The following is a 24,005-nucleotide window of genomic DNA, read 5'->3' on the forward strand; positions in this document are numbered from 1 at the left end:
TAAATTTCGGTACCCGTGCCGTGTCCGCCGCTCCCGACCAGCCTCTCCGGTAAGGAAGTAAGGTTGTAAGGAAGTAAGGCGAACCCTCGCTGTCAGTTCCCCACCCGCCCGCATTTGTCGGCGATCATCTCGCCGATCGGGATGGCCGAGGTCGCGGCCGGCGACGGCGCGTTGAACACGTGCAGCATCCGATCCGTCTCGCCGAACAGGAAGTCCTGCACCAGCGTGCCGTCGCGCAGCACCGCCTGGGCGCGGATGCCCGCTTCCTGCGGCAGCAGGTCCGCCAGTGTCAGGCTGGGACAGTATTTCCGGCACTGCGCGAGGTAGCCTGGCTTCCAGAAGGAGTCCCGCAGTTCGCCCATCGCGGAACGGCGATGCCGCAGCACCGTACGCCAGAAGCCCCCGAAGCGCGCGTAGTCCACCACGTCGCGCGCGCTGATCGACCCCTTGCGGTAGCCCTCGCGCGCGAAGCCCAGCACGGCGTTGGGCCCCACCGTCACGCCGCCGTCGATCATCCGCGTCAGGTGCACGCCCAGGAAAGGCAGTTCCGGGTCGGGCACGGGATAGATCAGCGAGCGCACCACGTCGTTGCGGCTCGGCGGCAGGCGGTAGTATTCGCCGCGGAACGGCACGATGCGGTGCTCGATGCGCAGCCCCGCCAGGGTCGCCAGCCGGTCCGATTGCAGCCCGCCGCAGACCACCAGCCGCCGCGCGCTCCAGCGCCGCTCGCCGGCGGACACCGTGACCTCCGCGACGCCCTCGCGGATCGCCGTCACCGCGGCGCCCAGCACCACCTCGCCGCCCGCGGCGCGGATCACCTCGCCCATCGCGTCGCACACGCGCGCGTAGTCCACGATGCCGGTGGAGGGGCTCCACAGCGCCCCGACCCCGGCGACGTTCGGCTCGCGCCGGCGCAACTCCGCCGCATCGATGCGCTCCACCGGCACGGCGTTGCGGATCGAGCGCTCAAACAGCGCATCCATCCGCGCCAGCTCCGCCGCATTGGTGGCGACGATCAGCTTGCCGCAGGTCTCGAAGGGGATGTTGTGCTCGGTGCAGAACTCCTTGGTCGCCGCGGCGCCGCGCCGGCACAGCTCCGCCTTCAGGCTGCCGGGCGCGTAGTAGATGCCGGCATGGATCACGCCGCTGTTGTGCCCGGTCTGGTGCTGCCCCAGCCGCGCTTCCTTTTCCAGCAGCACCAGGCTGGCGCCGGGCTGCCGCCGCAGCAGCACCATGGCCGTGGCGAGGCCGACGATGCCGCCGCCGACGACGCAGTAATCGTGGATCATCCGTGCCCGCACCCCCGCGCCGCAGCCTTCCCCATCGGCGCCGGCCCGGCAACCAGGCTCGCGCCTCAGTCCCGGCGATAGGGCGCGAAAGCGTCCAGCAGCAGGCGGCGCCACCACGCATGGCCGGGGTCCTTCTGCACCCGCTCGTGCCACCACAGGTAGGCGTCGCCGCGCGGCAGGGGCAATGGCGGCGGCAGCACGCGCAGCCCCAGCAGCGTCGCGCCGTACTCGGCGATGGCGCGCGGCACGGTGGCGAGGAGGTCGCTCGCCGCCACCAGGTGCGGCGCCCCGGCGAAATTCGGCACCGTGGCCAGCACGCGCCGTTGCAGTCCGCGTCCGGCCAGCACGGCATCCACCATGCCGCTGTCGCGCCCGCCGGTGCTGACCAGCACCTGCGGCAGCGCCAGGAAGGTGTCGAGGTCCAGCACTTCGCCGATCGCGGGATGGCCGGCGCGGGCGATGCACAGGAAGGGCTCGCTGACGATGCGGCTGCGCTGCAACCCGCGGTCCAGCGCCAGCTGCTCCTCTACCTCGCCGCCCGCCAGCACCGTGTCCAGCCGGCCGCTTTCCAGCGCCTGGGCCAGCCCCGGCGTGATGCCGCGCACGCGGATATCCACCCCCGGCGCTTCCGCCCGCAGCCGCGCCAACAGCGCCGGCAGGGCGGTGATCACGGGGTGGTCCACCGTGGCCACGGAAAAGGCACGCCGGCTGGTGGCGGGATCGAAGTCGAGGTCGCGCGCCAGCACGCGCTCCAGCTCCGTCAGGCCGAGCCGGATGCGCGGGATCATGCTTTCCGCCAGCGGCGTCGGCAGCAGCCCGGCGCGGCCGCGCACCAGCAGCGGGTCGCCGTAGAGCTCGCGCAAGCGCCGCAGCGCGTGGCTGACGGCGGGCTGCGTCAGCCCCAGCCGGCCGGCGGCGCGGGTAACGCTGCCTTCCGCCAGCACGGCGTCCAGCACCAGCAGCAGGCGCAGGTTCGACTCCGACAGATGAATCCGGCTCATGCCCGCATGTCGCACGGGAATTGGCGTCCTGTCCGCTCCCAGAACATATCGGCGGGGCGCCAGGGAGCGCACGGGAAAGGACGAAACACGATGCTCGACACAGTTCACGGGGCGGCGGAAACGCGGGGCGCGGGCGGGGCGATCCTCAGCCCGCGCGGTGAGGGCGAAGGCTGCGCGGCGCTGGGCACGCGCCACATCCTCAAGGTTCCCGCCGAGGCCACGGGCGGCAGCACCTCCGTCGCCGAGGTGGTGGTGCCCCCCGACGGCGGCACGCCGCTGCACCGGCACGGCCGCGAGGACGAGGTGATCCAGGTGATCGAGGGTCGCGTCTCCCTGTGGTGCGACGGAACGCTGCGGGAGGTCGGCCCCGGCGCGGTGGCCTGGCTGCCGCGCGGCTCCGTCCACGCCTACCGCAACACCGGCGACACGGAGGCGCGCATCACCGTCACCTGCCTGCCCGGCGGCTTCGAGCGCTTCTTCTTCGCCGTGGCCGCGGCCGGGCTGCAGGCGCCGCGCGACATGCCGGCGCTCGCCGCCCTGGCGCGCGACTACGACCTGGAACTGCTCGGGCCCAACCCGATCCCGCCGCGCGGCTGACACGCCGCGGGCGGGGCGTTCAGCCGGCGACCGGCTCCTCCAGGAAGACCTGCACCGTCTGGAACAGCGTGCCGCGGTTGCGCTCCAGCATGATGGTGTGGGTGCCCTCCCCCAGCACCACCAGCCGCTTGCCGGGGCTGGTGGTGATCAGCGGGAACAGGGCGAAGGCACGGTCGGGCGGAGTGAGGCGGTCCCATTCCGCCACCGTCAGCAGCACCGGCATGGACAGCCTGGCGGGATCGTAGCCCGGCTTGTCGCGGCCCCAGTTCTCGCGGAAATCCTGCATCACGCCGTTGGGCGCGCGGAGGACGCCCGGCACCTGCCGGCTGCCGTCGGGATCGGTGGCGAAGGTGGTGTCGGCCCAGTGCTCGAACCAGCCGGGCGGGATCAGCCCGGCGCGCTTGTTGTCGGGCACGCCGCTCAGCCATTGCTCGCGCGCCTGGGCGCGGGTGACGCTGCGATAGGCGCCCAGCGGCGGCGCGTCGGCCGGCGCGGGCGGCATGGTCCAGACGGGGGCGTAGAGCACCAGCTTCTCGACCAGCGTCGGGTTCTCGGCGGCGAAGCGGGCGGCGAGCGTGGTGCCCCAGGACCAGCCGATATGCGCCAGCTTGTTCAAGCCGCGCCGCTCGCGAATGAAGCGCGCCGCGGCAGCGAGGTCGGATACCGCCTGGTCCGGCGTGGTCAGCGGCGCGCCGCCCTCGGGCGGGCGGGACATGGCAGGGTCGCGGGTGGACCGGCCGTAGCCGCGCAGGTCCACGCTCCACACGTCGAAGCCGCGCCCGGCCATGTAGTCCATCCAGGACACCCCCGCGAGCGGCAGGTCGAAGGTGGTGCTGGCCGGATAGGTGGCGCCGTGGACGAAGAGCACGGTGCGGCCGGGCCCGCTGGGCAGCCCGGCCTCGGGCCGCTTGTTGCGGAGATAGAGTTGCACCCCGTTGTCGCCGCCGGGCACCAGGAACTCCTCCAGCACCACGCCGGCCGGCTGCGCCTGCGCCGCGCCGGGCCGCAGCGCCGGCACCGCGAGCGGCAGCACTGCCCCCGCCGCCAGCAGCCCGCGCCGCCCCAGCCCGCGCTGCCCCACGCCGTGCGGCCCCGCCTCGCGCGGCCCGGCCCCGAGCGCGGCCGGCAGCGCCGCCCTGCCCAGCGGCGGCCCCGCGGCGGCCTCCGGTGCGGCGCAACCGCCGGCCGCGGCCCCCGGGCCGGCTTCGGGCATGGATGGCGAACGGTCCTGTGCGGGCATGGGCGCGGTGCCTCCTCCTGGCCGGCCCAGCCTAGCCCGGCTACACCGCGCCGGCCATGCAGCCCTTTCCTTCCGGCGCGCGCGCCTGGACCGCCGAGGCCCGCGCGACTCTCGTGCTGGCCTGGCCCATCGCGCTGACCAACCTGTCGCAGATCGCGCTGACGGTGACCGACACCGCCCTGCTCGGCCGCCTGTCCACCGAAGCCCTGGCCGCCGTGACGCTGGGTTCGGCGCTGTGGTGGGCGGCACTGGCGCCGGGCTTCGGCGTGGCCTTCGCCGCGGCCGCGGTGCTGGCGCAGGAACGCGGCGCCGGCGGGCGCGGCGTGATCCGGCGGATGCGCCGTTCCCTGCGCGCCGCGCTGCACCTGGCGCTGCTGGCCTGCATCCCGCCGGCACTGCTGTGCTGGCACGCCGGGCCGGTGCTGGTGGCGCTGGGCCAGGACCCCGCCCTGGCGGCGCTGGCGCAGAGCTACCTGCGCGCCATGGTCTGGGGCATGCCGTGCTTCTTCGGCTTCCTGGTGCTGCGCTCCTTCCTGTCGGCGCTGGAACGGCCGCGCCCGGCGCTGCTGGTGGTGCTGGGCGCGGTGGCGCTGAACGCCGCGCTGGGCTGGCTGCTGATCTTCGGCGAATACGGCGCCCCCGCCCTGGGTGCCGTGGGCGCGGGGGTCGCGGCGGCGGTGTCGGACCTGTTCATGCTGGTAGGGCTGGGGCTGGTCTGCGCCTGGCACCCGCGCTTCCGCCGCTACCGCGTGTTCGGCCGGCTGTGGCGCCCGGATGTGCCCCGCCTGTGGGAGATGCTGCGGCTCGGCCTGCCGATCGCCGGCACCATGGTGCTGGAGATCGGGATGTTCAGCGCGGTGGGGCTGCTGATGGGGCGCTTCGGCACCGGGGCGGTGGCGGCGCATGCCGTGGCGCTGCAGGTCGCCAGCGCGACTTTCATGGTGCCGCTGGGCATCGGCCAGGCGGCCACGGCGCGGGTGGGGCTGGCGGCGGGCGCCGGCCAGCCCGCCGCGGCGCAGCGCTCGGGCTGGACGGCGATCGCCCTGGCCGCGAGCTTCGCCCTGGTTTGCGCCGCCGCGCTGGTGCTGTTTCCCGCCGCCGTAGTCGCGGTGTTCCTGGACCCGCGCGCGCCGGGCGCGGCGGACACGATGGCGCTCGCGGCGACGCTGCTGGCGGTGGCCGGCGCCTTTCAGCTGGCGGACGGGGTGCAGACCGCGGCCGGCGGCGCGCTGCGCGGGTTGAAGGACACGCGGGTGCCGATGTGGCTGGCCGCCTGCGGCTACTGGGTGCTGGGGCTGCCGGCGGCCTGGCTGCTGTCGGGGCCGCTGAACGGGGGCCCGCTGGGCGTCTGGGCCGGGCTGGCGGCGGGGATCGCGCTGGTGTCGGTGCTGCTGACCTGGCGCTGGGCACGCCTGTCGAAGGGTTTCGCGCCGGCCGCCCTGCCGGCAGGGAGAGTGGCATGAGCATCTGGAAGCGCCCGGTCTCGGTGGAGGAGATCCAGTCCCGCATGGAGGGCTGCCTGCCCGGGCTGCTCGGCATCCGCGTGCTGGAGGTCGGGCCGGACTTCCTGCGCGCCGCCATGCCGGTGGACGAGCGGCACGTGCAGCCCTGGCGCATGCTGCACGGCGGCGCTTCCGTGGTGCTGGCGGAAACGGTCGGCAGCACCGCCTGCCTCCTCACCCTGGAGGAGCACCAGCGCCCCGTGGGGCTGGAGATCAACGCCAACCACTGCGCCGCCGTGCCGCAAGGCCAGAGCGTGACGGCGGAATGCCGGCCGCTGCATCTCGGCCGCTCCACCCAGGTCTGGCAGACCGAGATCCGCCGCGAGGACGGCAAGCTGGCCTGCGTGTCGCGCCTGACCTGCGCCGTGCTGGGCTGAAACGGGCCGGCGCCGCGGGGTTCAGCCGGCCAGGGCGGCCAGCCGCTTCGGCGCCACCAGCCGAAAGGACCGGCGCAGCAGCCCGGCCACCTCCTCCCAGTCCGGTTGCGCGTCCAGGTGGATGCCGATCCAGCCCTTGGGGCCGACATAGGGCGGCGCGAAGAAGCGGTCGGGATCGGCGCCCACCAGCACCGCCTGACTGCCGGGCGGCGCCTTGCACCACGCCGCCGGGCGGCCGTCGTCGTGCCGTTCCATGGCGAAGATGCGGTCGCGCACCCGGAAGGTCGGCCTGCCCCAGGTTTCTTTTTCGGCCGCCTCTGGCAGGGCCAGGCAGATCGCACGCAGCTTGCGGGTGATGGAACTCGCCATGCCCGGCAGCCTAGGCGGGTCCCGAGCAACCAGGCCAGCCGGCCCGTGCCGGTGCGGCCCTGCCGGTGCGGCCCCTGCCGACGGGACCGCGCCGCCGTAACCGCGCGACCGCGACCGTGCCGGCGCGACTATGCCGGACGGTTCGTGCGGGCCGGGACGTGCGGTCTGAGACCATGCCGGGGGCGCCGGGCCGGCGGCCGCTCATGACGCAAGCCGGACGCCACGCCCCCGCCGGTTTGCCCCGCCCCCCGCCGGGTGGTAGGCGCCGGGGATGCGTGTTCTGCTGTGGTACTGGGGCCGGCGTGGCGGCGGCGCGCAGTACGCGCTGTGCCTCGCGCGCGCCCTGGCGCGGCGGCCCGACGTGGCCCTCGGGCTGTCGCTGGCCGACCGGCTGGAATCCCTGGACGCCTTTCGCGAGATCGACGCCGCGCTGGACGTGGTGCCGACCTTCAAGGGCCTGCCCGGCGCCCTGCTCGGGCCGCTGCGGATGCCGGCGCTGCGGGCGCGGCTGCTGGCCCAGGCGCGGGCGATGCGCGCCGACCTGGTGCTCTCGGCCATGAACCACGTCTGGACGCCGCTCGTGGCCCCTGCCCTGCCTGCCGCCGGCGTCCCCTTCGTGGCCGCCATCCACGACGCCGCGCCGCATCCCGGCGATCCCGCGCTGCTGTGGAACTGGCGCCTGCGCACGGAACTGCGCGCCGCCCGCGCCGCCCTGGCCTTTTCCGCCCCCGTGGCGGCGGCGGTCGCAGCGATCCGGCCCGACCTGCCGGTGCTGCGGATGCCGCTCGGGGCGCACTTGCCGGCCGCCGGGAACGGCCCCGCCGCGGCGCCGGTGCCCGGGCAGTTCCTCTTTTTCGGGCGGCTGCGGGCCTACAAGGGGCTGGACCTGCTGCGCGACGCCTTTCGCCTGCTGCGCCAGCGGCACCCCGCCGCCACCCTGCGCGTGGTGGGCGAGGGCGACGCGGAAAGCTGCGCGCCCGGCCTGGCGGAGCTGCCGGGCGTGACGGTGGAACAGCGCTGGGTGCCCGATGCCGGCATGCCCGCGCTGCTGTCCGCCGCCTGGGCCGTGGTGCTGCCCTACCGCGAGGCCAGCCAGTCCGGCGTGCTGCCCCTGGCCCTGGCGCTGGGCGTGCCGGTGGTGGCCACCCCCGTGGGCGCCCTGGCGGAACAGCTGCGCGCCGGGCAGGCCGGGCTGCTGGCCGAGGCCGCCACGCCCGAAGCCCTGGCGCAGGCCATGGCGGCGGTTCTCGACCCCGCCCGCCGCGCCGCCCTGTCGGAAGCGGCGCGGGCGGAAGGGCTGCGGCTGGCGGACTGGGACGCGCAGGCCGCCACGCTGGTGGAGAAGCTGCGCGGCCTGGGACTCGGCGCGGCATGAGCCTGCTGCACCGGATCTGGCAGCGCATCCCCCGCCGGCTGCGTCGGGACGCGCTGTTCGGCGGCACCGCGCTGCTGGCGCCGCGCCCGGATCGGCCGGAACCTGCGGGCGAGGGTTCCCTGCACGTGGCCGGCTTCCTCGGCGCCCCCACCGGGCTGGGCGCCGGCGCCCGCCGCATGCTGGACGCGATGCGCGAGCAGGGCCTGCAGCCCGGTTCCGTCGACCTCACCGGCCCGCTGCGCCAGGGGCCGGCCGGGCCACCGCCCGCCCTGCCGCCGGGGCCGGGCACGGTGGTGCTGCACGTCAACGGCCCGATGCTGCCCTGGGCGCTGCTGGTGCTGGGGCGGCGTGCCCTGCGGCACAAGCGGATCATCGCCTACTGGGCCTGGGAGCTGCCCGCCCTGCCCGCCGACTGGGACCGCGGCTTCCGCCACTGCCACCGCATCTGGGCGCCCAGCCGCTTCTGCGCCGCGGCCTTCACCCGCCCCGGCGGGCCGCCGGTCACGGTGGTGCCGCACCCGCCGCCGGCCCCGGATCCCTCGCCGCTGGGCCGCGACGCCTTCGGCCTGCCGGCGGACGCCTTCGTGTCCCTGGCGATCTTCGACGCCACCTCCTCGCTGGCGCGCAAGAACCCCCGCGGCGCCATCGCCGCCCATGCGGCCGCCTTCGGGAACGATCCGGACCGCCTGCTGGTGCTGAAGACCCACGGCACGGCGGCGGCCGGCCCGGCCTGGGCGGCGGTAGCGCGGGCCGCGGCTGCGCAGGGCAACGTCCGCGTGCTAGACGCCGCCCTGCCCCGGCGCGACCTTTGGGCGCTGATGCGGAACTGCGATGCCCTGGTCAGCCTGCACCGCGCCGAGGGCTACGGCCTGGCCATCGCCGAGGCCATGGCGCTCGGCCGGCCCGCCGTGGCCACGGGCTGGTCGGGCAACACGGACTTCATGGCCGGGCCCGGCTGCTTCCCCGTGCCCTGGACCCTCGTCCCCGCCCGCGACCCGCAGAGCACCTACCACCACCCGGACACCTGCTGGGCCGAGCCCGACATCGCCGCCGCCGCCGCCATCCTGCGCCGCCTGGCGGCCGACCCGGGGCTGCGCCATCCCCCGCCGCAGCGGCTGCCGCCGCCGGATTATCCCGCCGCCCTCGGTGCCTCCGTGCTGGCCAGGGGCGGCGAGCGCGGGTAAACGGCACCCCGAAACTTCTGCCGAAAACGGGATGCCTTGATGCCGAAAGCGCTGATCACCGGGGTGATGGGACAGGACGGGGCCTACCTGTCGCAGCTGCTGCTGGAGAAGGGCTACGAGGTGTTCGGCCTCGTCCGCCGCTCGTCCTCCGCCGACGTGGTGGACGAGCGCCTGCGCTGGCTGGGCATCGCCGGGCAGATCACGGTGGTGGACGGCAACCTGATTGACCTGAGCTCGCTCATCCGGGCCTGCCAGGAGATCAAGCCGGACGAGATCTACAATCTCGGCGCCCAGAGCTTCGTGAAGACCTCCTGGAACCAGCCGCTGCTGACCGGCACGGTGACGGCCATGGGCGCCGGCAACATGCTGGAAGCCGTGCGCATCGCGCATCCGCAGGCGCGCTTCTACCAAGCCTCCTCGAGCGAGATGTACGGTCTGATCCAGGAGCCCGTGCAGAGCGAGACCACGCCCTTCTACCCGCGCAGCCCTTACGCGGTGGCCAAGCTCTACGCCCACTGGATGACGGTGAACTACCGCGAATCCTTCGGGCTGCACGCGTCCTCGGGCATCCTGTTCAACCACGAGAGCCCGCTGCGCGGCATCGAGTTCGTCACCCGCAAGGTCACGGACGGCGCGGCGCGCATCAAGCTCGGCCTCGCCACCGAGCTGAAGATGGGCAACCTGGACGCCAAGCGCGACTGGGGCCACGCCCGCGACTACGTCAAGGCGATGTGGCTGATGCTGCAGCAGGAGGTGCCGGACGACTACGTCGTGGCCACCGGCCGCACCACCACGGTGCGCGACATGTGCAAGGCGGCCTTCGACCATGTCGGCCTCCACTACGAGGAGTTCGTGAAGGTGGACCCCGCCTTCCTGCGCCCGGCCGAGGTGGACGTGCTGCTGGGCGACCCAACCAAGGCCAAGCAGAAGCTGGGCTGGGAAGCCGAGACCAGCCTGGAGGCCATGATCGGGGAGATGGTCGAGGCCGACCTGTTCCGGCACCGCTCGAAGCTGCGCTGATGTCGGCCGCCGCCCCCGGGCGTATCCTGGTCACCGGCGCCGGCGGCTTCGTCGGCCGGCACCTGCTGCCGGCGCTGCGGCAGCACTTCCCGGCGGCGACCCTGGTGGCGGCGTCCCGCCGCGGCGACGTGGCGGGCGCCGACGAGACGGTGCCCTTCGACCTGCTGGCGCCGGGGCTGGAAGACAGCCTGCGCCGCATCGCCCCCGACGCGGTGCTGCACCTGGCGGCGCAGGCCTCCGTGCCGGTGTCCTTCGCCGACCCGGCGGGGACCTGGCGGGTCAACCTGGACGGCAGCCTCGCCCTGGGCGAGGCGATGCTGCGCGCCCTTCCCGGCCGCCGCTTCGTCCACGTCTCCTCCGCCGAGATCTACGGGCTGAGCTTCCAGGCCGGCACCCCGCTGGCCGAGGACGCGCTGCCCCGCCCGGCCAATCCCTACGCCGCGTCCAAGGCGGCCGCCGACCTGGCGATCGGCGAGCTGAGCCTGCGCGGCCTCAACGCCGTGCGGCTGCGCCCCTTCAACCAGACCGGCCCCGGCCAGTCCGACGGCTTCGTGGTGCCCGCCTTCGCCAAGCAGGTGGCGCTGATCGAGGCCGGCAAGCAGGAACCGCTGCTGCGCACCGGCGCCCTGGACCGCTGGCGCGACTTCATCGACGTGCGCGACGTGTGCGCCGCCTACGCCCTGGCGCTGGCGGCCCCGTCCCTGCCGCCGGGCGCGGTGTTCAACCTGTCCACCGGCCGGCCGCAGCGGGTGGGCGACATCCTGGACGCACTGCTGGCCCGCGCCGGCATCGCCGCCCGCGTGGAGCAGGATGCCGGCCGCCTGCGCCCCACGGATGTGGAACGCACCGCCGGCGATGCCCGCGCGGCGCGGGAAGCGCTGGGCTGGGAACCCTCGACTCCCTGGGCGCAGACCCTGGACGACGTGCTGCAGGACTGGCGCGGGCGCGTCGCCGCGGGCTGACGCGGCGCCTTCCCCGCACACCGCGCCCGAACGGCGCGGCCCTGCGCGGCCGGCCGTCAGGCCCCACCGAGGCCGGCACGCCGCGGATCGGCGAAAACCCGGCCGGGGACCGCCCCTCGGCCCCGCCCCTGAACGGCCAGGCCGCACCGCCGCGAGCAACGCTTCCTTAACCCGGACCCGGCAAAACTTGCCGCCTCGGCAGAATGCCGGAGCGGAGTGCTAGGGATGCCTCGGTCGCAGGACGCCCGAAGAAAGGGATCGCGTTGCTCGGGCAGGTAACGGCCCAGCTGCGCGCGCTGGGGCCGCTGCGGCTCGGCGCGCTGGCGGCGGTGGCGCTGCTGCTGCTGGGTGGCCTGGGCTTCCTGGCCTTTCGCGCCGGCAGCCCGCCCATGGCGCCGCTGTATTCCGACCTCGACGCGCGCGACGCCGGTGCCGTGGTGCAGTCGCTGGAACGGCAGCGCGTGCCCTTCCAGCTGTCGCGCAGCGGCTCCACGGTCAGCGTGCCCGAGGAGATGGTGCCGCGGCTGCGGCTGAGCCTCGCCCGTGAAGGCCTGCCTGCCGGCGGCAATGTCGGCTGGGAAATCTTCGACCGCGGCGAGAGCCTGACCACCACCCCCTTCCAGCAGGACGTGAACCGGGTGCGCGCCATGGAAGGCGAGCTGGCCCGGACGATCCAGGGGCTGGCCGGCGTGCGCAGCGCCCGCGTCCACCTCGTGCTGCCGCAGCGCGAAGCCTTCTCGCGCCGCACCGCGGAAGCACAGGCCAGCGTGGTGCTGGCCATGCAGGGCGGCCAGCGGCTGGACCGCGAGGGCGTGCAGGCGGTGCTGCACCTGGTGGCCACGGCGGTGCCGGGGCTGAAGCCGCAGGCGATCTCCGTGGTGGACAGCCGCGGCGAGCTGCTGGCGCGCGGCGGCCAGGCGCTGACCGGCCCCACCGCGGCCGCCACGCTGGACGAGGCGCGACGCGCCCAGGAGCTGCGCCTGTCCCGTGGGGTGGAGGAGCTGCTGGAGCGCACCCTCGGCCCCGGCCGCGTGCGGGTGGAAACCACGGTGGAAATGGACGCCGACCGCGTCCAGACCACCGAGGAGCGCTTCGACCCCGAGAACCAGGTCGCCCGCAGCACCCAGAGCAACCAGGAACAGTCGCGTTCCGGCGAGGCCGGCAACGTGTCGGTGGCCAACCAGCTGCCGGGCGCCGAGGCCGCGGGCGGCGGCGAGCGCAGCCAGGAAAGCCGCAACGAGGAAACCACCAACTACGAGATCGGCAAGACCGTGCGCTCCGCGGTGCGGGACCAGCCGGTGCTCAAGCGGCTCTCCGTGGCCGTGCTGGTGGACGGCATCTGGGAACCGCAGGAAGGCGCCGCGCCGCGCTTCCGCGAACGCACCGCCGAGGAGCTGGCCCGGCTCGGCGCGCTGGTGCGCTCCGCCGTGGGTGCCGACGAGCGGCGCGGCGACAAGGTCGAGGTGGTGTCGATGCGCTTCGCCGCGGCGGAGGCTGAGGCCGCGGCGCCCGCCGGCGCCTTCGGCCTGCCGCTGGGCCCGGCCACCCTGGCCCGGCTGACCGAGAGCGGCATCTTCGCCTTGGTGGCGCTGCTGGCGCTGCTGCTGGTGGCCCGTCCCCTGGCGCGGCAGCTCAGCGCCACGCTGCAGCTGGCCCCGGCGGGCACCCTGCCCGCACCCGGCCAGGGCGGCCCCGCGGCGCTGGCCGGGCGGGCCGGCGGCACGGCGCTGCCCGGCCCCGCCGAGCCCGCGGGCCTGCTGGAATCCAGCGAGGCCGAGGAGATGATCAGCATCGCCAAGATCGAAGGGCAGATGCGGGCCTCCTCCATCGCCCGCATCAACGACCTCATCGAGAAGCACCCCGAGGAAGCCATGGGCGTGCTGCGTCGCTGGCTGACCCCGGCGGAGGAGTGACGATGGCCCTGAACGGTGCCCAGAAGGCCGCGGCCCTGATGCTGGCGATCGGCGAGGAAACCTCGTCGCGGCTGTTTTCCCGCATGCACGAGGACGAGATCCGCGACGTGTCGGCGGCGATGTCGCAGCTCGGCACGGTGCAGGCCAGCGCCATCGAGGAGTTGTGCGGCGAGTTCGTGGCCAACATGGCCAGCGCCGGCAACCTCGTCGGCTCCTTCGAAACCACGGAGCGCATGCTGCTCAAGACGCTGCCCAAGGAACGCGTCGCGCAGATCATGGAGGAGATCCGCGGTCCCGCCGGCCGCACCATGTGGGACAAGCTGGGCAATGTCAGCGAGGCCGTGCTCGCGAACTACCTGAAGAACGAATACCCGCAGACCGTGGCGGTGGTGCTGAGCAAGGTGCGCCCCGACCACGCCGCGCGCGTGCTGGCGCTACTGCCCGAGGGCTTCGCCATGGAAGTGGTGATGCGGATGCTGCGCATGGAAACCGTGCAGAAGGAAGCGCTGGAAGGCGTCGAGCGCACGCTGAAGGCGGAGTTCATGAGCAACCTCGCCCGCGCCAGCCGCCGCGACGCGCACGAGATGATGGCCGACATCTTCAACAACCTCGACCGCACCGCCGAGGGCCGCATCATGGCCGCGCTGGAAGAGCGCAACCGCGACAGCGCCGAGAAGATCCGCGGGCTGATGTTCACCTTCGAGGACCTGCAGCGGCTGGACGGCGCGTCCGTGCAGATGCTGCTGCGCACGGTGGAGAAGGACAAGCTGGCGCTCTCGCTCAAGGGCGCCAGCGAGGGCGTGAAGACCATGTTCTTCAAGAACCTGTCCGAGCGCGCCTCCAAGATGCTCAAGGACGACATCGCCGCCCTCGGCCCCGTGCGGCTGCGCGACGTGGACGAGGCGCAGGCCGCCATCGTCACCCTGGCCAAGGACCTCGCGGCCCAGGGCCAGATCCAGATGGCCGACGGGCAGGAGGCGATGGTCGGCTGATGCCCCAGCCCGCGCCCCTGCCCTTCCAGGCCTTCACCCTCGGCGCCGCCCGCCCGGCGGCCATGGCCCGGCCCGTGCTGTCCGGCCTCGCCCTGCCCGACCTGGACGCCGCCGCCGCCCCGCCGCGCCCCGAAGGTCCCACGCCGGAGGAGGTGGACCTGCTGCTCGACGTGGCGCGCGAGGCCGCCCTGGCCGAGGGCCGCGCCCTGGGCGAGGCGGAAGGCCGCGCCGCCGCGCTGGCCTCCAGCGCCGCGCTGCTGAACGACATCCTGGCCGAGGCGCTGAACCGCATCGACGAGGCGGCGGCGGAGGCCGCGGCGGCCGCCGAGCAGAATGCGCTCTCGCTGGGCCGCCTGCTGCTGCGGATGCTGGACGCCGCCCTGCCCGGCGCCGCCGCTCGGGCCGCGCCGGAGCTGCTGGACCAGCTGGTGGCACAGCTCGGCCCGGTGCTGGAAGCGCCGGAAGGCGCCACGGTGCTGGTGCCGCCCGACCTGCTGGACGCGGCGCAAGAACGGCTGGCCGGCAGCGGCCTGCCCGTGCAGCCCGACCCCGCCCTGGCCCCGGGTGACGCGCGCATCGCCTGGCGCGGCGGTGCGCTGGCGCTCGACCTGGCCCAGCGCCGGGCCGCGATCCACGACATCCTCGCTTCCCTCGACCTTTTGGAGAATTCCCCATGAGCGGCAACTTCGAACCCCTCACGCCCGGCGGCGCGTCGGACAAGCCGGGCAGCGGCACGGGCAGCAGCGCCGCCGGGCTGGAAGCCGTCTACGACATTCCCGTGCAGGTCAGCGCCGTGCTGGGCCGCGCCACCATGCAGGTCAGCCAGCTGCTCAAGCTCGGCCGCGGCGCGGTGGTGGAGCTGGACCGGCGCCTGGGTGAGGCGGTGGACATCTACGTCAACAACCGCCTCGTCGCGCGCGGCGAGGTGGTGATGGTGGACGACAACCGCCTGGGCGTGACCATGACCGAGATCGTCAAGGCGGACAGGCTCTAGCCGTGCCGCGCCTCCTCATCGTGGGCAGCCTGGAAGGCGAGCTGGGCCAGGCGGCACGCATCGCCGCGGCCCGCGGCGCGCGGCTGGCGCAGGCGGACGGCGTCACCGCCGCCATGGGCCGGGCGCGCAGCGAGGGCTGCGACCTGATCCTGTGCGACGTGCAGCACGACGTGGGCTGGCTGGTGCAGGGGCTGGACGCCGAGCGCATCCACTGCCCGGTGATTGCCTGCGGCCGCACCAGCGACGCCACCGCCGCGGTGCGCGCCATCCGCGCCGGCGCCAAGGAATTCCTGCCGCTGCCGCCGGAGGCCGACCTGATCGCGGCCATGCTGCAGGCCGCCGCCGGCGAGGGCGACGGCCCCGTGCACCGCGACCCCGCCATGGCCGCGCTGCTGGCCCGCGCCGAGGCGGTGGCACGGGCCGAGGCGAGCGTGCTGATCACCGGCGAGAGCGGCACCGGCAAGGAGGTGCTGGCGCGCCACATCCACGCTCATTCCCGCCGCGCGAACGGCCCCTTCGTGGCGCTGAACTGCGCCGCCCTGCCGGAAACCCTGCTGGAATCCGAGCTGTTCGGCCACGAGAAGGGCGCCTTTTCCGGCGCCGTCGCCTCCCGCCGCGGCAAGTTCGAGCAGGCCGAGGGCGGCACGCTGCTGCTGGACGAGATCGGCGAGATGGACGTGCGCCTGCAGGCCAAGATCCTGCGCGTCCTGCAGGAGCGCGAGGTGGACCGCCTGGGCGGCACCGCGCCGGTCAAGGTGGACGTGCGCATCCTGGCCGCCACCAACCGCGACCTCGGCGCCGAGGTGCGCGCCGGCCGCTTCCGCGAGGACCTGCTGTTCCGCCTGCGCGTGGTGTCGCTGCGCATCCCGGCGCTGCGCGAGCGCCCGGCCGACATCCTGCCGATCGCCGAGCACTACGCCCGCCGCTACGCCGACGCCAACGGCTTCGACCGCCGCGACTTCTCGCCCCAGGCCCGCGCGATGCTGCTGGGGCATGCCTGGCCCGGCAACGTACGGGAGCTGGAGAACGCCGTGCACCGCGCCGTGCTGCTGGCCGCGGGCGACGAGATCGGCGCCGAGGCGATCGAGCTGGACGCCCCCAGCCTGTTCGCGCCGGCCGAAGCCGTCGCGGGCCCCGGCGCCGCTGACGGCGCGCCCCCGCCGCCCGCCGCCCGCCCCGCCGGCGGTGGCGTCGCCGCCCTGGTGGGACGCCGCATGGAGGAGGTGGAGCGCGCGCTGATCCTGGAAACCCTGGGCCACTGCCTGGGCAACCGCACCCGCGCGGCGGAGATCCTGGGCATCTCCATCCGCACGCTGCGCAACAAGCTGCACGAATACCGCGCGGCCGGGGCGGAAGTGCCGCTCGCCCCCAACCAGCAGCCCCTGGCCGCCTTTCCGGCCTTCGCGGACTGATCGCGCCCGCATGGGACGCGCGGCGCGGCAGCCCCTGGGTGAAGGTTCCGGCATGAGGGATCCCGCATGAACGCGCTGATCGGACGCCTGCCGGCGCCGCTGGCCTCGCTGCGGCTGGGCAGCGATGTCGGGCTGGCCCTGGGCGTCGTCGCGCTGATCGCGGTGATGGTGGTGCCGCTGCCGCCGGTGCTGCTGGACGCGGGGCTGGCCATCTCCATCACACTGTCCGTGCTGGTGCTGATGACGGCGCTGTTCCTGCAGCGCCCGCTGGACTTCACCTCCTTCCCGACGCTGCTGCTGCTGACCACGCTGCTGCGGCTCGCGCTCAACGTCGCCACCACCCGCGGCATCCTGACGCACGGCCATGAGGGGCATCACGCCGCCGGCGCCGTGGTGTCCGCCTTCGGGTCCTTCCTGATGGGCGGCGACGTGCTGGTGGGCATGATCGTGTTCGCAATCCTGCTGGTGGTGAACTTCATGGTGGTCACCAAGGGGTCCGGCCGCATCGCCGAGGTCGCGGCGCGCTTCTCGCTCGACGCCATGCCCGGCAAGCAGATGGCGATCGACGCCGACCTCAGCGCCGGCATCATCGACGAGAACGAGGCCAAGATCCGCCGCAAGGATCTGGAAGCCGAGAGCGGCTTCTACGGCGCCATGGACGGTGCCGCGAAGTTCGTGCGCGGCGACGCCATCGCCGGGCTGATCACCACCGCGATCAACCTGCTGGGCGGCATCGCCATCGGCGTCGGCCGGCACGGCCTGCCCTTCGGCGAGGCGGTGACGACCTTTTCCGTCCTCACCGTCGGCGACGGGCTGGTCAGCCAGATCCCGGCGCTGCTGGTGTCGGTGGCCGCGGGCATCGTGGTCACCAAGGGCAACACGGAAGGCACAGCCGACAAGGCACTGGTGGGACAGCTCGGCGGCGGGGCCAAGCCGCTGGCGCTGGTGGCCGGCGCCGCGGCCAGCCTGGCGCTGCTGCCGGGGATGCCGATGCTGCCCTTCCTGGCCCTGGCCGGCGGCGCCGGCGCGCTGGCCTGGTTCCGCCGCAAGGATCAGGTGCAGCAGGCCGCCATCGCCGCCGCGCCGCCGCCCGCCCCAGCGGAGCCGCCGGTGGCGGAAACCCTGCGCATCGACCAGCTGCGCCTCGAACTCGGCTACGGGCTGCTGCCGCTGGCGGCGGGCGAGGCGCCGCGGCTGACCGAGCAGATCCGCAACCTCCGCCGCACCGTGGCGCAGGAACTGGGCTTCGTGCTGCCCTCCGTGCGGCTGCAGGACAACCTGGAACTGCCGCCCGACCACTACGTGATCCGCGTCAAGGAGATCGAGGCCGGGCGCGGCCAGCTGCGGCCGCCGCTGCACCTGGCGATCGACCCTTCCGGCAACACGCCCAACATCCCCGGCGAGACCTGCCAGGAACCCACCTTCGGCCTGCCCGCCCTGTGGATCGAGGAGATGCACCGCGAGCACGCCCTGGCCCTGGGCTGCACGGTGGTGGACGCCGCCGGCGTGCTGGCCACCCACCTGACTGAGCTGGTGCGCGAGAACGTGGCGGAGCTGCTGAGCCACGCCGAAACGCAGAAGCTGCTGGACGAGCTGCCGCGCGAGCACGGCAAGCTGGTGGCCGACCTGATCCCCGCCCAGGCCACCACCGGCACCGTGCAGCGCGTCCTCCAGGCGCTGCTCACGGAGCGGGTTTCCGTGCGCGACCTGCCCACCATCCTGGAAGGCATGCAGGAAGCCTTGGCCTCCGGCCTGCGCTCGATCCCCGGCATGGTGGGCGTGGTGCGGGCGCGGCTGTCGCGGCAGATCAGCGATGCCGCGCGCGGCCCCGGCGGGTACGTGCCGATGATCGCGCTCTCGGCCGAGTGGGAGCAGGCCTTCGCCGAGGCGCTGATCGGCCCGGGCGAGGAACGGCAGCTCGCCATGATGCCGTCGCGTCTGCAGGAATTCATGCAGCGGGTGCGCGACAGTTTCGACAAGGCCGCCGCGGCCGGCGAGTCGCCGGTGCTGGTGTGTTCCGGCGGCGTGCGGGCGCACGTGCGCGCCATCGTGGAACGCTTCCGCCCTTCCACCTGCGTGCTGGCGCAGGCGGAAATCCACCCCCGCGTGCGCATCCGCACGGTGGGCGTGCTGTGATCTTCACCGGACGGCAAGCGGTGCGGGCTTAGGGTCGCGGGCATGCGGCTCCGCATCTTCCACGCTTCCGGCATGACCGAGGCCATGGCGCTGGTCCGCATCGAGCTGGGCCCGGACGCCGTGATCCTGTCCAACCGCCGCACCGCCACCGGCGTGGAGGTGACGGCGGCGCTGGAAGGCGACGAGCCGCTGCTGATCCCGCCCGAGCCGCTCGCCGCACCCTTCGCGGTGCCCGATGCCGCCCTGGCGCGCCACAACCTGCCCCCTGCCCTGGCGGGGCGGCTGCGCGGGCCGCTGGCGCCGGCGCTGGCCGCCGCCCTGCCCTTCGCGCCGTTGCCCGATGCGGGGGCGCGCGGCATCGCGCTGGTGGGCCCGCCCGGGGCCGGCAAGACGCTGACCTGCGCCAAGTTGGCCACCCGGCTGGTGCTGGCGGGCAAGTCCCCCGTGGTGGTCACCGCCGATGCCGCCCGCGCCGGGGCGGCGGAACAGCTGGCGGCCTTCACCCGGCTGCTGGGGCTGACCCTGGCCGTGGCCGCTTCTCCCGCGCAGGTGGCGCGGGCGCTGCACCGGCGGCAGCCCGGGCAGCCCGTGCTGCTGGACACCGCGGGCTGCGACCCCTTCGACGGCAAGCAGGCGGAAGCGCTGCTGGCGCTGCTGCGCGCCGCCGATGCCGCCCCCGTGCTGGTGCTGCCCGCCGGGCTGGACGCGGCCGAGGCGGCGGAGCTGGCCCGCGCCTTCGCCGCCCTGGGCGCGCGCTGCATGATCCCGACCCGCCTCGACTCCGCCCGCCGCCTCGGCTCCGTGCTGGCGGCGGCCGAGGCCGGGCCGCTGGCGCTGAGCGAGGCCGGCACCGGCCCCGGCGCCGCGGACGGCCTCACCCCCCTGACCCCGGACTGGCTGGCCGCGCGGCTCTGCCCTCCCGTCTCGCAGGACGTCGCCGCATGAGCGCAGCCCTCTCGCATTCCCCGGTGCCGCGCGGGCGGCTGCTCGGCATCGCGTCCGGCAAGGGCGGCGTCGGCAAGACCTGGTTCGCGGTGACGCTGGCGCATGCCCTGGCCCGCACCGGGCGCCGCGTGCTGCTGGCCGACGGCGACCTCGGCCTGGCCAACGTGGACGTGCAGATCGGCCTCAGCGCCAGCTGCGACCTGGACGCCGTGCTGGTGGGGCGGGCAACCCTGGCGCAGGCGGCGCAGCGCCACCCGGCCGGCTTCCACGTGCTGCCCGGCCGTTCCGGTTCCGGCGCCATGGCGCACGCCGCCCTGGCCTGGAGCGAGCGGCTCACCGCCCTGCTGCGCGGCGCCACGGCGGAATGGGACGACGTGCTGCTGGATATCGGTGCCGGGCTGGACCCCGCCGCGCGCGGCCTGGCCGCGGCCTGCGACACGCTGCTGGTGGTGGCCACGGACGAGCCCACCAGCCTGACCGACGCCTATGCCGTGCTGAAGCTGCACGGCCGCGACGCGCCGGGTCGCGACGCGCGGGTGGTGGTGAACATGGCCGCCGACCCCGCGGCGGGCGCCCGCACCCACGCCACGCTGGCGCGGGCCTGCACCAACTTCCTGGGACGCGAAGTGCCGCTGGCCGGGGTGATCCGGCGCGACGCCAAGGTGCGCGACGCCATCCGCCGGCAAACCCCGCTGCTGACCCGCCACCCCAACGCCCCGGCGGCGGAGGATGTGGAAACCCTGTGCCGCGGCCTACTGGGGTGAAGCGCCCGGTGCCGGTGCGCCTGGGCACCGCGCGGCCGCGGCGGCGGGTCTAGCCGGGCTTGCGGAGCACCAGCAGCAGGCCCGGCACCTCCGCCTCGTGTTCCCGTCGCAGCACGGCCTCCTCCCGCGCCAGGGACACCAGACCGGCGGCCTCGACCAGCCCCGCGACGTGTTCGGGGTGATGCCTGAAGCGCATCCCGCCGCCGAGTTCGAAGGGCGCGACCCCGCCCACCTCCAGGCTGAAGGCGGCCACCCCGCCGGGGTGCAGGGCCGCAGCGATACCGGCCAGGGCCGGTGCGAGATCGCCGAGGTAGTTCAGCACGTCCGCCGCCGCCACCAGCCCGAAACCCGCGGGACGGCCGGGCAGGAACTCCAGCAGGTCCGCCTCGTGCAGCGCCTCGTAGAGCCCGGTGCGGCGCGCTTCCGCCAGCATGCGCGGCGACAGGTCCACCCCTTCCAGCCGCCGGGCAAAGGGCCGCAGCGCGCGGCCGGACAGGCCGGTGCCGCAGCCGAGGTCCAGCACCTCCAGGGACCCCTCCGGCACGACCCCGGCCCGGTCCACCAGCGCCGCCAGCAGCGCCGGGGTGCGGTAGCCCAGCACGTCCACCAGATGCGTGTCGAAATGCCCGGCATAGCGGTCGAACAGGTCGCGCACGTAGCCGGCGGGGGCACGCTCCGGCACCGCCTCCTCCCCCAGCGAGGCCAGCAGGAACCGCGCCTGCGCCGCCACCGCCGGTTCCGCCCCGTCCAGCGCCCTCCGAGCTGCCGCCACCGCGTCGCCGGCTTGGCCGAGCTGCCGCAGCGCATGCGCCAGCGCTAGCCAGCCTTCCGCCGTGGGGGCGAGGTCCAGCGCCGCTCGCAGGTGCGGCAGGGCTTGGTCCGGCCGGCCGAGTGTGGAGAACACCTGCCCGAGATTGCGCTGCGACACCGCGTCCGCCGGTCGTGCCGCCACGGCGCGCCGCAGCAGCGGCGCCGCCTCCGCCGGGCAGCCCAGCTCGGCCAGCGAGGCGCCGTGCGAGGCCAGGAACACCGCCGCCTCGGGCCGCAGCGCCAGGGCCTGCCCGGTCAGCCGCGCCGCTTCCTCCACCTCGCCGCGCTGGCGCGCCAGCACGCCGCACAGGTTCAGCGCGTCCGGCTGCGCCGGGTCCAGCGCCAGCACCTGGTCGTACAGCGCCGCCGCTTCCTCCAGCGCCCCGGCGGCATGCCGCGCCGCCCCGGCGCGCAGCAGCGCCAGGACGTCGGCCATCAGAACAGCCCCTCGATCCGTCCTTCCGCGTCCAGCCCGATGCGCTCGGCGGCGGGCGAGCGCGGCAGGCCGGGCATGGTCATCACCTCGCCGCACACCGCCACCACGAAGCCGGCGCCGGCGGAAAGCCGCACCTCCCGCACCGGCAGCACGTGGCCGCTGGGCGCGCCGAGCAGCGCGGGATCGGCGGAAAAGGAATACTGCGTCTTGGCGATGCAGACGGGGACGTGGCCGAACCCCGCTTCCTCGAAGCGCCGCAGCCGGGCCGAGACGGAAGGCGGAAAGGACACCTCCGCGGCGCGGTAGATCCTGCGCGCCACGGTGCGGATCTTCTCCTCCAGCGACAGATCGTCGCCGTAGATCGGCGCGAACCGCGCCTCCCCCGCGGCGATCAGCCCGGTCACGGCGCGGGCCAGCTCCGCCGCCCCCGCCGCGCCGTCGGCCCAATGGGTGCAGAGCACGACCTCCGTGCCCAGCGGCGCCATGGCCTCGCGCACGGCGGCGAACTCGGCCTCGGTGTCGGTGGTGAAGCGATTCAGCGCCACCACCACCGGCAGGCCGAAGCGGCGCATGTTCTCGACGTGGCGCTGCAGGTTCACGACGCCGCGCCGCACCGCGGCCACGTCCTCGCGGTCCAGCTCGGCGCGCGCCACGCCGCCATGCATCTTCAGCGCGCGCACCGTGGCCACCACCACGCAGGCGGCGGGCGACAGCCCGGCCAGGCGGCACTTGATGTCGCAGAACTTCTCGCCGCCGAGGTCGGCGCCGAAGCCGGCCTCCGTCACCACCACATCGGCCAGGCGCAGCCCCAGCCGCGTCGCGGCGACCGAGTTGCAGCCATGCGCGATGTTGGCGAAGGGCCCGCCATGCACCAGCGCCGGGCTGCCTTCCAGGGTCTGTACGAGGTTGGGCAGCATCGCCTCGCGCAGCAGCGCCGCCATGGCGCCGTGCGCCTTGAGGTCGGCGGCGGTGACCGCCGTGCCGTCGCGGCGATGGCCGACGATGATCCGCCCCAGCCGCGCCTGCAGGTCGGCGAGGTCCTCGGCCAGGCACAGGATCGCCATCACCTCGCTGGCCACGGTGATGTCGAAGCCGTCCTCGCGCGGGATGCCGTTGCCGACGCCGCCCAGCCCCACCAGCACGTCGCGCAGCACGCGGTCGTTCATGTCCACCGCGCGGCGCCAGCTCACCCGGCGCGGGTCCAGCCCCAGCGCGTTGCCCCAGTGCAGATGGTTGTCCACCATGGCGGAGAGCAGGTTGTTGGCGCTGGTGATGGCGTGGAAGTCGCCGGTGAAGTGGAGGTTGATCTCCTCCATCGGCGCGACCTGCGCCCGCCCGCCTCCCGTCGCGCCGCCCTTTACGCCGAAGCACGGCCCCAGCGAGGGCTCGCGCAGGCAGATCATCGTCCGCGTGCCCCCCGCGTTCAGCGCGTCGCCCAGGCCGATGGTGGTGGTGGTCTTGCCCTCGCCGGCGGCGGTGGGGCTGATGCCGGTGACCAGCACCAGCGCGCCGCTCCCGCCGCGCCCGGGGTCGCTGCCGCGCCCGGGGTCGCTGCCGCGCCCGGGGATGCGGGCCGGGTCCAGCTTGGCCTTGAACCGGCCGAAGGGTTCCACCGCCGCCTCCGGGATGCCCGCCCGGGCGGCAATGTCGGCGATGGGGCGCAGGGTGGCGGCGCGCGCGATCTCCAGGTCGGTGGCCATGCGGTGTTTGCGCGCTCCCCGGGGGTGTTCCGCGGTTACGACGCCCGACCGCGCCGGGCAAGCCGAGGCGACGCTTTCCCCGGGCAGGGGCCGCCCCATATGGCCGGGCATGGCGGAACCCCGGACCCTCGAGAACCCCTGCACGGGGTATTGCCGCTTCGACCCGGCCACCGGGTGGTGCCGGGGCTGCGCCCGCTCCCGCGCCGATTGCCGGAACTGGAAGCGACGGCCGGACACGCGGCCGGGCATCCTGGGCCGCCTGCGCGCGCGGCTGCGGGCGATGCGGCAGGCGGGTCTGCGGGTCGGGCGCGACGCGACGCGCTGAAGCGCGCCACACCGGCCTGCCAGCCGCGAGGGAACCCGATGCAGCCCGTCGATCTCGCCCTGTGCCTCGCGGTGGACGTGTCCGCTTCCGTGGATTTCGGGGAATTCGGCTTGATGATGGGCGGGCTCGCCGCCGCCTGGCGCGACCCGGGCATCCTGGCCGCCGCCACTGCCGGCCCGCGCGGCGCGGTGGCGGTGGCGCTGCTGCAATGGTCCGGCCCCGGCGCCCAGGCAGTGGGGGTGGACTGGCAGGTGGTGAACGGCGCCGCCGCCGCGAATGCCCTGGCGGAGGCGGTGGACAACTGCCCCCGGCTGCTGCCGCCCGGCGCCACCGCCCTGGGGGAAGGACTGGTGGCCGGGCTGGCGATCCTCGGGCGCTTCCCGGCCGAGGCGTCGCGGCTGGTGCTGGACGTGTCGGGCGACGGCGCCGGCAACACCGGCCGCCCGTCCGGCCCGGTGCGCGACCTGGGTGTGGGCGCCGGGGTCACCATCAACGGCCTGGCCGTGCTGAACGAGGAGCCGGACCTCCTCGCCCACTACGAGGCGGAGGTGATCGGCGGCCCCGGCGCCTTCGCCCTGTCCTGCGCCGACTACAACGACTTCGCCGAGGCCATCGCCCGCAAGCTGGCGCGGGAAATCCAGGGCAGCCTCGCCGTCTGACCC

23 protein-coding genes are annotated in these 24,005 nt (G+C 74.7%); 17 read left to right on the forward strand and 6 right to left on the reverse strand.

Annotated elements, in window-relative coordinates; genetic code table 11:
• Nucleotides 1-92: 92 nt before the first annotated feature.
• Nucleotides 93-1,289, reverse strand: a complete 1,197-nt coding sequence (gene lhgO, locus ACLIBK_RS02285) for an L-2-hydroxyglutarate oxidase (protein ID WP_415385593.1) — start codon at nucleotides 1,287-1,289, stop codon at nucleotides 93-95.
• 65 nt (nucleotides 1,290-1,354) lie between these two features.
• A complete protein-coding gene (locus ACLIBK_RS02290; RefSeq protein ID WP_415385594.1) occupies nucleotides 1,355-2,290 on the reverse strand; it encodes a LysR family transcriptional regulator in 936 nt (311 codons plus the stop codon).
• Between the two features lie 90 nt (nucleotides 2,291-2,380).
• Here ACLIBK_RS02290 and ACLIBK_RS02295 point away from each other — a divergent pair, with 90 nt between their 5' ends.
• Nucleotides 2,381-2,887, forward strand: coding sequence for a cupin domain-containing protein (locus ACLIBK_RS02295; protein ID WP_415385595.1), 507 nt, complete (start codon nucleotides 2,381-2,383; stop codon nucleotides 2,885-2,887).
• A gap of 19 nt (nucleotides 2,888-2,906) precedes the next feature.
• Here ACLIBK_RS02295 and ACLIBK_RS02300 read toward each other — a convergent pair whose 3' ends face one another.
• The gene (locus ACLIBK_RS02300) at nucleotides 2,907-4,100 is read right to left on the reverse strand and encodes an alpha/beta hydrolase (protein WP_415385596.1); all 1,194 of its coding nucleotides are present in this window, start codon (nucleotides 4,098-4,100) and stop codon (nucleotides 2,907-2,909) included.
• A gap of 83 nt (nucleotides 4,101-4,183) precedes the next feature.
• Between ACLIBK_RS02300 and ACLIBK_RS02305 the strand changes: the two genes are divergently transcribed.
• Together ACLIBK_RS02305 and ACLIBK_RS02310 are read left to right on the forward strand one after the other, a co-directional pair.
• Nucleotides 4,184-5,590 carry an MATE family efflux transporter gene (locus ACLIBK_RS02305; RefSeq protein ID WP_415385597.1) on the forward strand — a complete coding sequence of 469 codons (1,407 nt, stop codon included), beginning with the start codon at nucleotides 4,184-4,186 and terminating at the stop codon, nucleotides 5,588-5,590.
• Nucleotides 5,587-6,006 (forward strand): PaaI family thioesterase, encoded by a 420-nt coding sequence (locus ACLIBK_RS02310; protein ID WP_415385598.1) that lies wholly within the window; start codon nucleotides 5,587-5,589, stop codon nucleotides 6,004-6,006. Before ACLIBK_RS02305 ends, ACLIBK_RS02310 begins: the two co-directional genes overlap by 4 nt.
• 21 nt (nucleotides 6,007-6,027) lie before the next feature.
• On the opposite strand, the gene ACLIBK_RS02315 is transcribed toward ACLIBK_RS02310, so the two are convergent.
• Nucleotides 6,028-6,375, reverse strand: coding sequence for an MmcQ/YjbR family DNA-binding protein (locus tag ACLIBK_RS02315; protein ID WP_415385599.1), 348 nt, complete (start codon nucleotides 6,373-6,375; stop codon nucleotides 6,028-6,030).
• Nucleotides 6,376-6,646: 271 nt separating this feature from the next.
• On the opposite strand from ACLIBK_RS02315, the gene ACLIBK_RS02320 reads away from it, so the two are divergent.
• The 12 genes from ACLIBK_RS02320 (at nucleotide 6,647) to ACLIBK_RS02375 (ending at nucleotide 20,072) form a co-directional block, all read left to right on the forward strand.
• Nucleotides 6,647-7,750: a glycosyltransferase family 4 protein gene (locus tag ACLIBK_RS02320; RefSeq protein ID WP_415385600.1), complete on the forward strand. Its 1,104-nt coding sequence runs from the start codon at nucleotides 6,647-6,649 to the stop codon at nucleotides 7,748-7,750.
• Entirely contained in the window at nucleotides 7,747-8,934 is a 1,188-nt protein-coding gene (locus ACLIBK_RS02325; protein ID WP_415385601.1) for a glycosyltransferase, read from the forward strand. Before ACLIBK_RS02320 ends, ACLIBK_RS02325 begins: the two co-directional genes overlap by 4 nt.
• 39 nt (nucleotides 8,935-8,973) lie before the next feature.
• Nucleotides 8,974-9,954, forward strand: a complete 981-nt coding sequence (gene gmd / locus ACLIBK_RS02330; RefSeq protein WP_415385602.1) for a GDP-mannose 4,6-dehydratase — start codon at nucleotides 8,974-8,976, stop codon at nucleotides 9,952-9,954.
• The gene (locus ACLIBK_RS02335; RefSeq protein WP_415385603.1) at nucleotides 9,954-10,916 is read left to right on the forward strand and encodes a GDP-mannose 4,6-dehydratase; all 963 of its coding nucleotides are present in this window, start codon (nucleotides 9,954-9,956) and stop codon (nucleotides 10,914-10,916) included. The genes gmd and ACLIBK_RS02335 overlap by 1 nt, the downstream gene beginning before the upstream one ends.
• Before the next feature lie 263 nt (nucleotides 10,917-11,179).
• Nucleotides 11,180-12,829: a flagellar basal-body MS-ring/collar protein FliF gene (gene fliF, locus ACLIBK_RS02340; RefSeq protein WP_415385604.1), complete on the forward strand. Its 1,650-nt coding sequence runs from the start codon at nucleotides 11,180-11,182 to the stop codon at nucleotides 12,827-12,829.
• Between the two features lie 2 nt (nucleotides 12,830-12,831).
• Entirely contained in the window at nucleotides 12,832-13,821 is a 990-nt protein-coding gene (gene fliG, locus ACLIBK_RS02345) for a flagellar motor switch protein FliG (RefSeq protein WP_415385605.1), read from the forward strand.
• Entirely contained in the window at nucleotides 13,821-14,498 is a 678-nt protein-coding gene (locus ACLIBK_RS02350) for a hypothetical protein (protein WP_415385606.1), read from the forward strand. Before fliG ends, ACLIBK_RS02350 begins: the two co-directional genes overlap by 1 nt.
• Complete coding sequence (gene fliN, locus ACLIBK_RS02355; RefSeq protein ID WP_415385607.1) at nucleotides 14,495-14,815, forward strand: flagellar motor switch protein FliN; 321 nt, start codon at nucleotides 14,495-14,497, stop codon at nucleotides 14,813-14,815. The genes ACLIBK_RS02350 and fliN overlap by 4 nt, the downstream gene beginning before the upstream one ends.
• 2 nt (nucleotides 14,816-14,817) lie before the next feature.
• Entirely contained in the window at nucleotides 14,818-16,227 is a 1,410-nt protein-coding gene (locus ACLIBK_RS02360) for a sigma-54 dependent transcriptional regulator (protein ID WP_415385608.1), read from the forward strand.
• A gap of 66 nt (nucleotides 16,228-16,293) precedes the next feature.
• Complete coding sequence (gene flhA, locus ACLIBK_RS02365) at nucleotides 16,294-18,363, forward strand: flagellar biosynthesis protein FlhA (RefSeq protein ID WP_415385609.1); 2,070 nt, start codon at nucleotides 16,294-16,296, stop codon at nucleotides 18,361-18,363.
• A 42-nt stretch (nucleotides 18,364-18,405) separates the two neighbouring features.
• Entirely contained in the window at nucleotides 18,406-19,308 is a 903-nt protein-coding gene (locus tag ACLIBK_RS02370) for a GTP-binding protein (protein WP_415385610.1), read from the forward strand.
• Nucleotides 19,305-20,072 carry a cellulose synthase operon protein YhjQ/BcsQ gene (locus ACLIBK_RS02375; RefSeq protein WP_415385611.1) on the forward strand — a complete coding sequence of 256 codons (768 nt, stop codon included), beginning with the start codon at nucleotides 19,305-19,307 and terminating at the stop codon, nucleotides 20,070-20,072. The genes ACLIBK_RS02370 and ACLIBK_RS02375 overlap by 4 nt, the downstream gene beginning before the upstream one ends.
• Nucleotides 20,073-20,121: 49 nt before the next feature.
• Here ACLIBK_RS02375 and ACLIBK_RS02380 read toward each other — a convergent pair whose 3' ends face one another.
• Both ACLIBK_RS02380 and ACLIBK_RS02385 read right to left on the reverse strand, forming a co-directional pair.
• Nucleotides 20,122-21,318: a methyltransferase domain-containing protein gene (locus ACLIBK_RS02380; protein ID WP_415385612.1), complete on the reverse strand. Its 1,197-nt coding sequence runs from the start codon at nucleotides 21,316-21,318 to the stop codon at nucleotides 20,122-20,124.
• Entirely contained in the window at nucleotides 21,318-23,018 is a 1,701-nt protein-coding gene (locus ACLIBK_RS02385; protein ID WP_415385613.1) for a formate--tetrahydrofolate ligase, read from the reverse strand. The genes ACLIBK_RS02380 and ACLIBK_RS02385 overlap by 1 nt, the downstream gene beginning before the upstream one ends.
• A gap of 109 nt (nucleotides 23,019-23,127) precedes the next feature.
• Here ACLIBK_RS02385 and ACLIBK_RS02390 point away from each other — a divergent pair, with 109 nt between their 5' ends.
• Nucleotides 23,128-23,343 (forward strand): DUF1289 domain-containing protein, encoded by a 216-nt coding sequence (locus tag ACLIBK_RS02390; protein ID WP_415385614.1) that lies wholly within the window; start codon nucleotides 23,128-23,130, stop codon nucleotides 23,341-23,343.
• A 38-nt stretch (nucleotides 23,344-23,381) separates the two neighbouring features.
• Nucleotides 23,382-24,002: a DUF1194 domain-containing protein gene (locus tag ACLIBK_RS02395; RefSeq protein ID WP_415385615.1), complete on the forward strand. Its 621-nt coding sequence runs from the start codon at nucleotides 23,382-23,384 to the stop codon at nucleotides 24,000-24,002.
• The last annotated feature ends 3 nt before the right edge of the window (nucleotides 24,003-24,005 follow it).

Origin of the sequence: Roseomonas sp. BN140053 (genome assembly GCF_047690175.1) — a bacterium.
Taxonomy (GTDB): Bacteria; Pseudomonadota; Alphaproteobacteria; order Acetobacterales; family Acetobacteraceae; genus Roseomonas.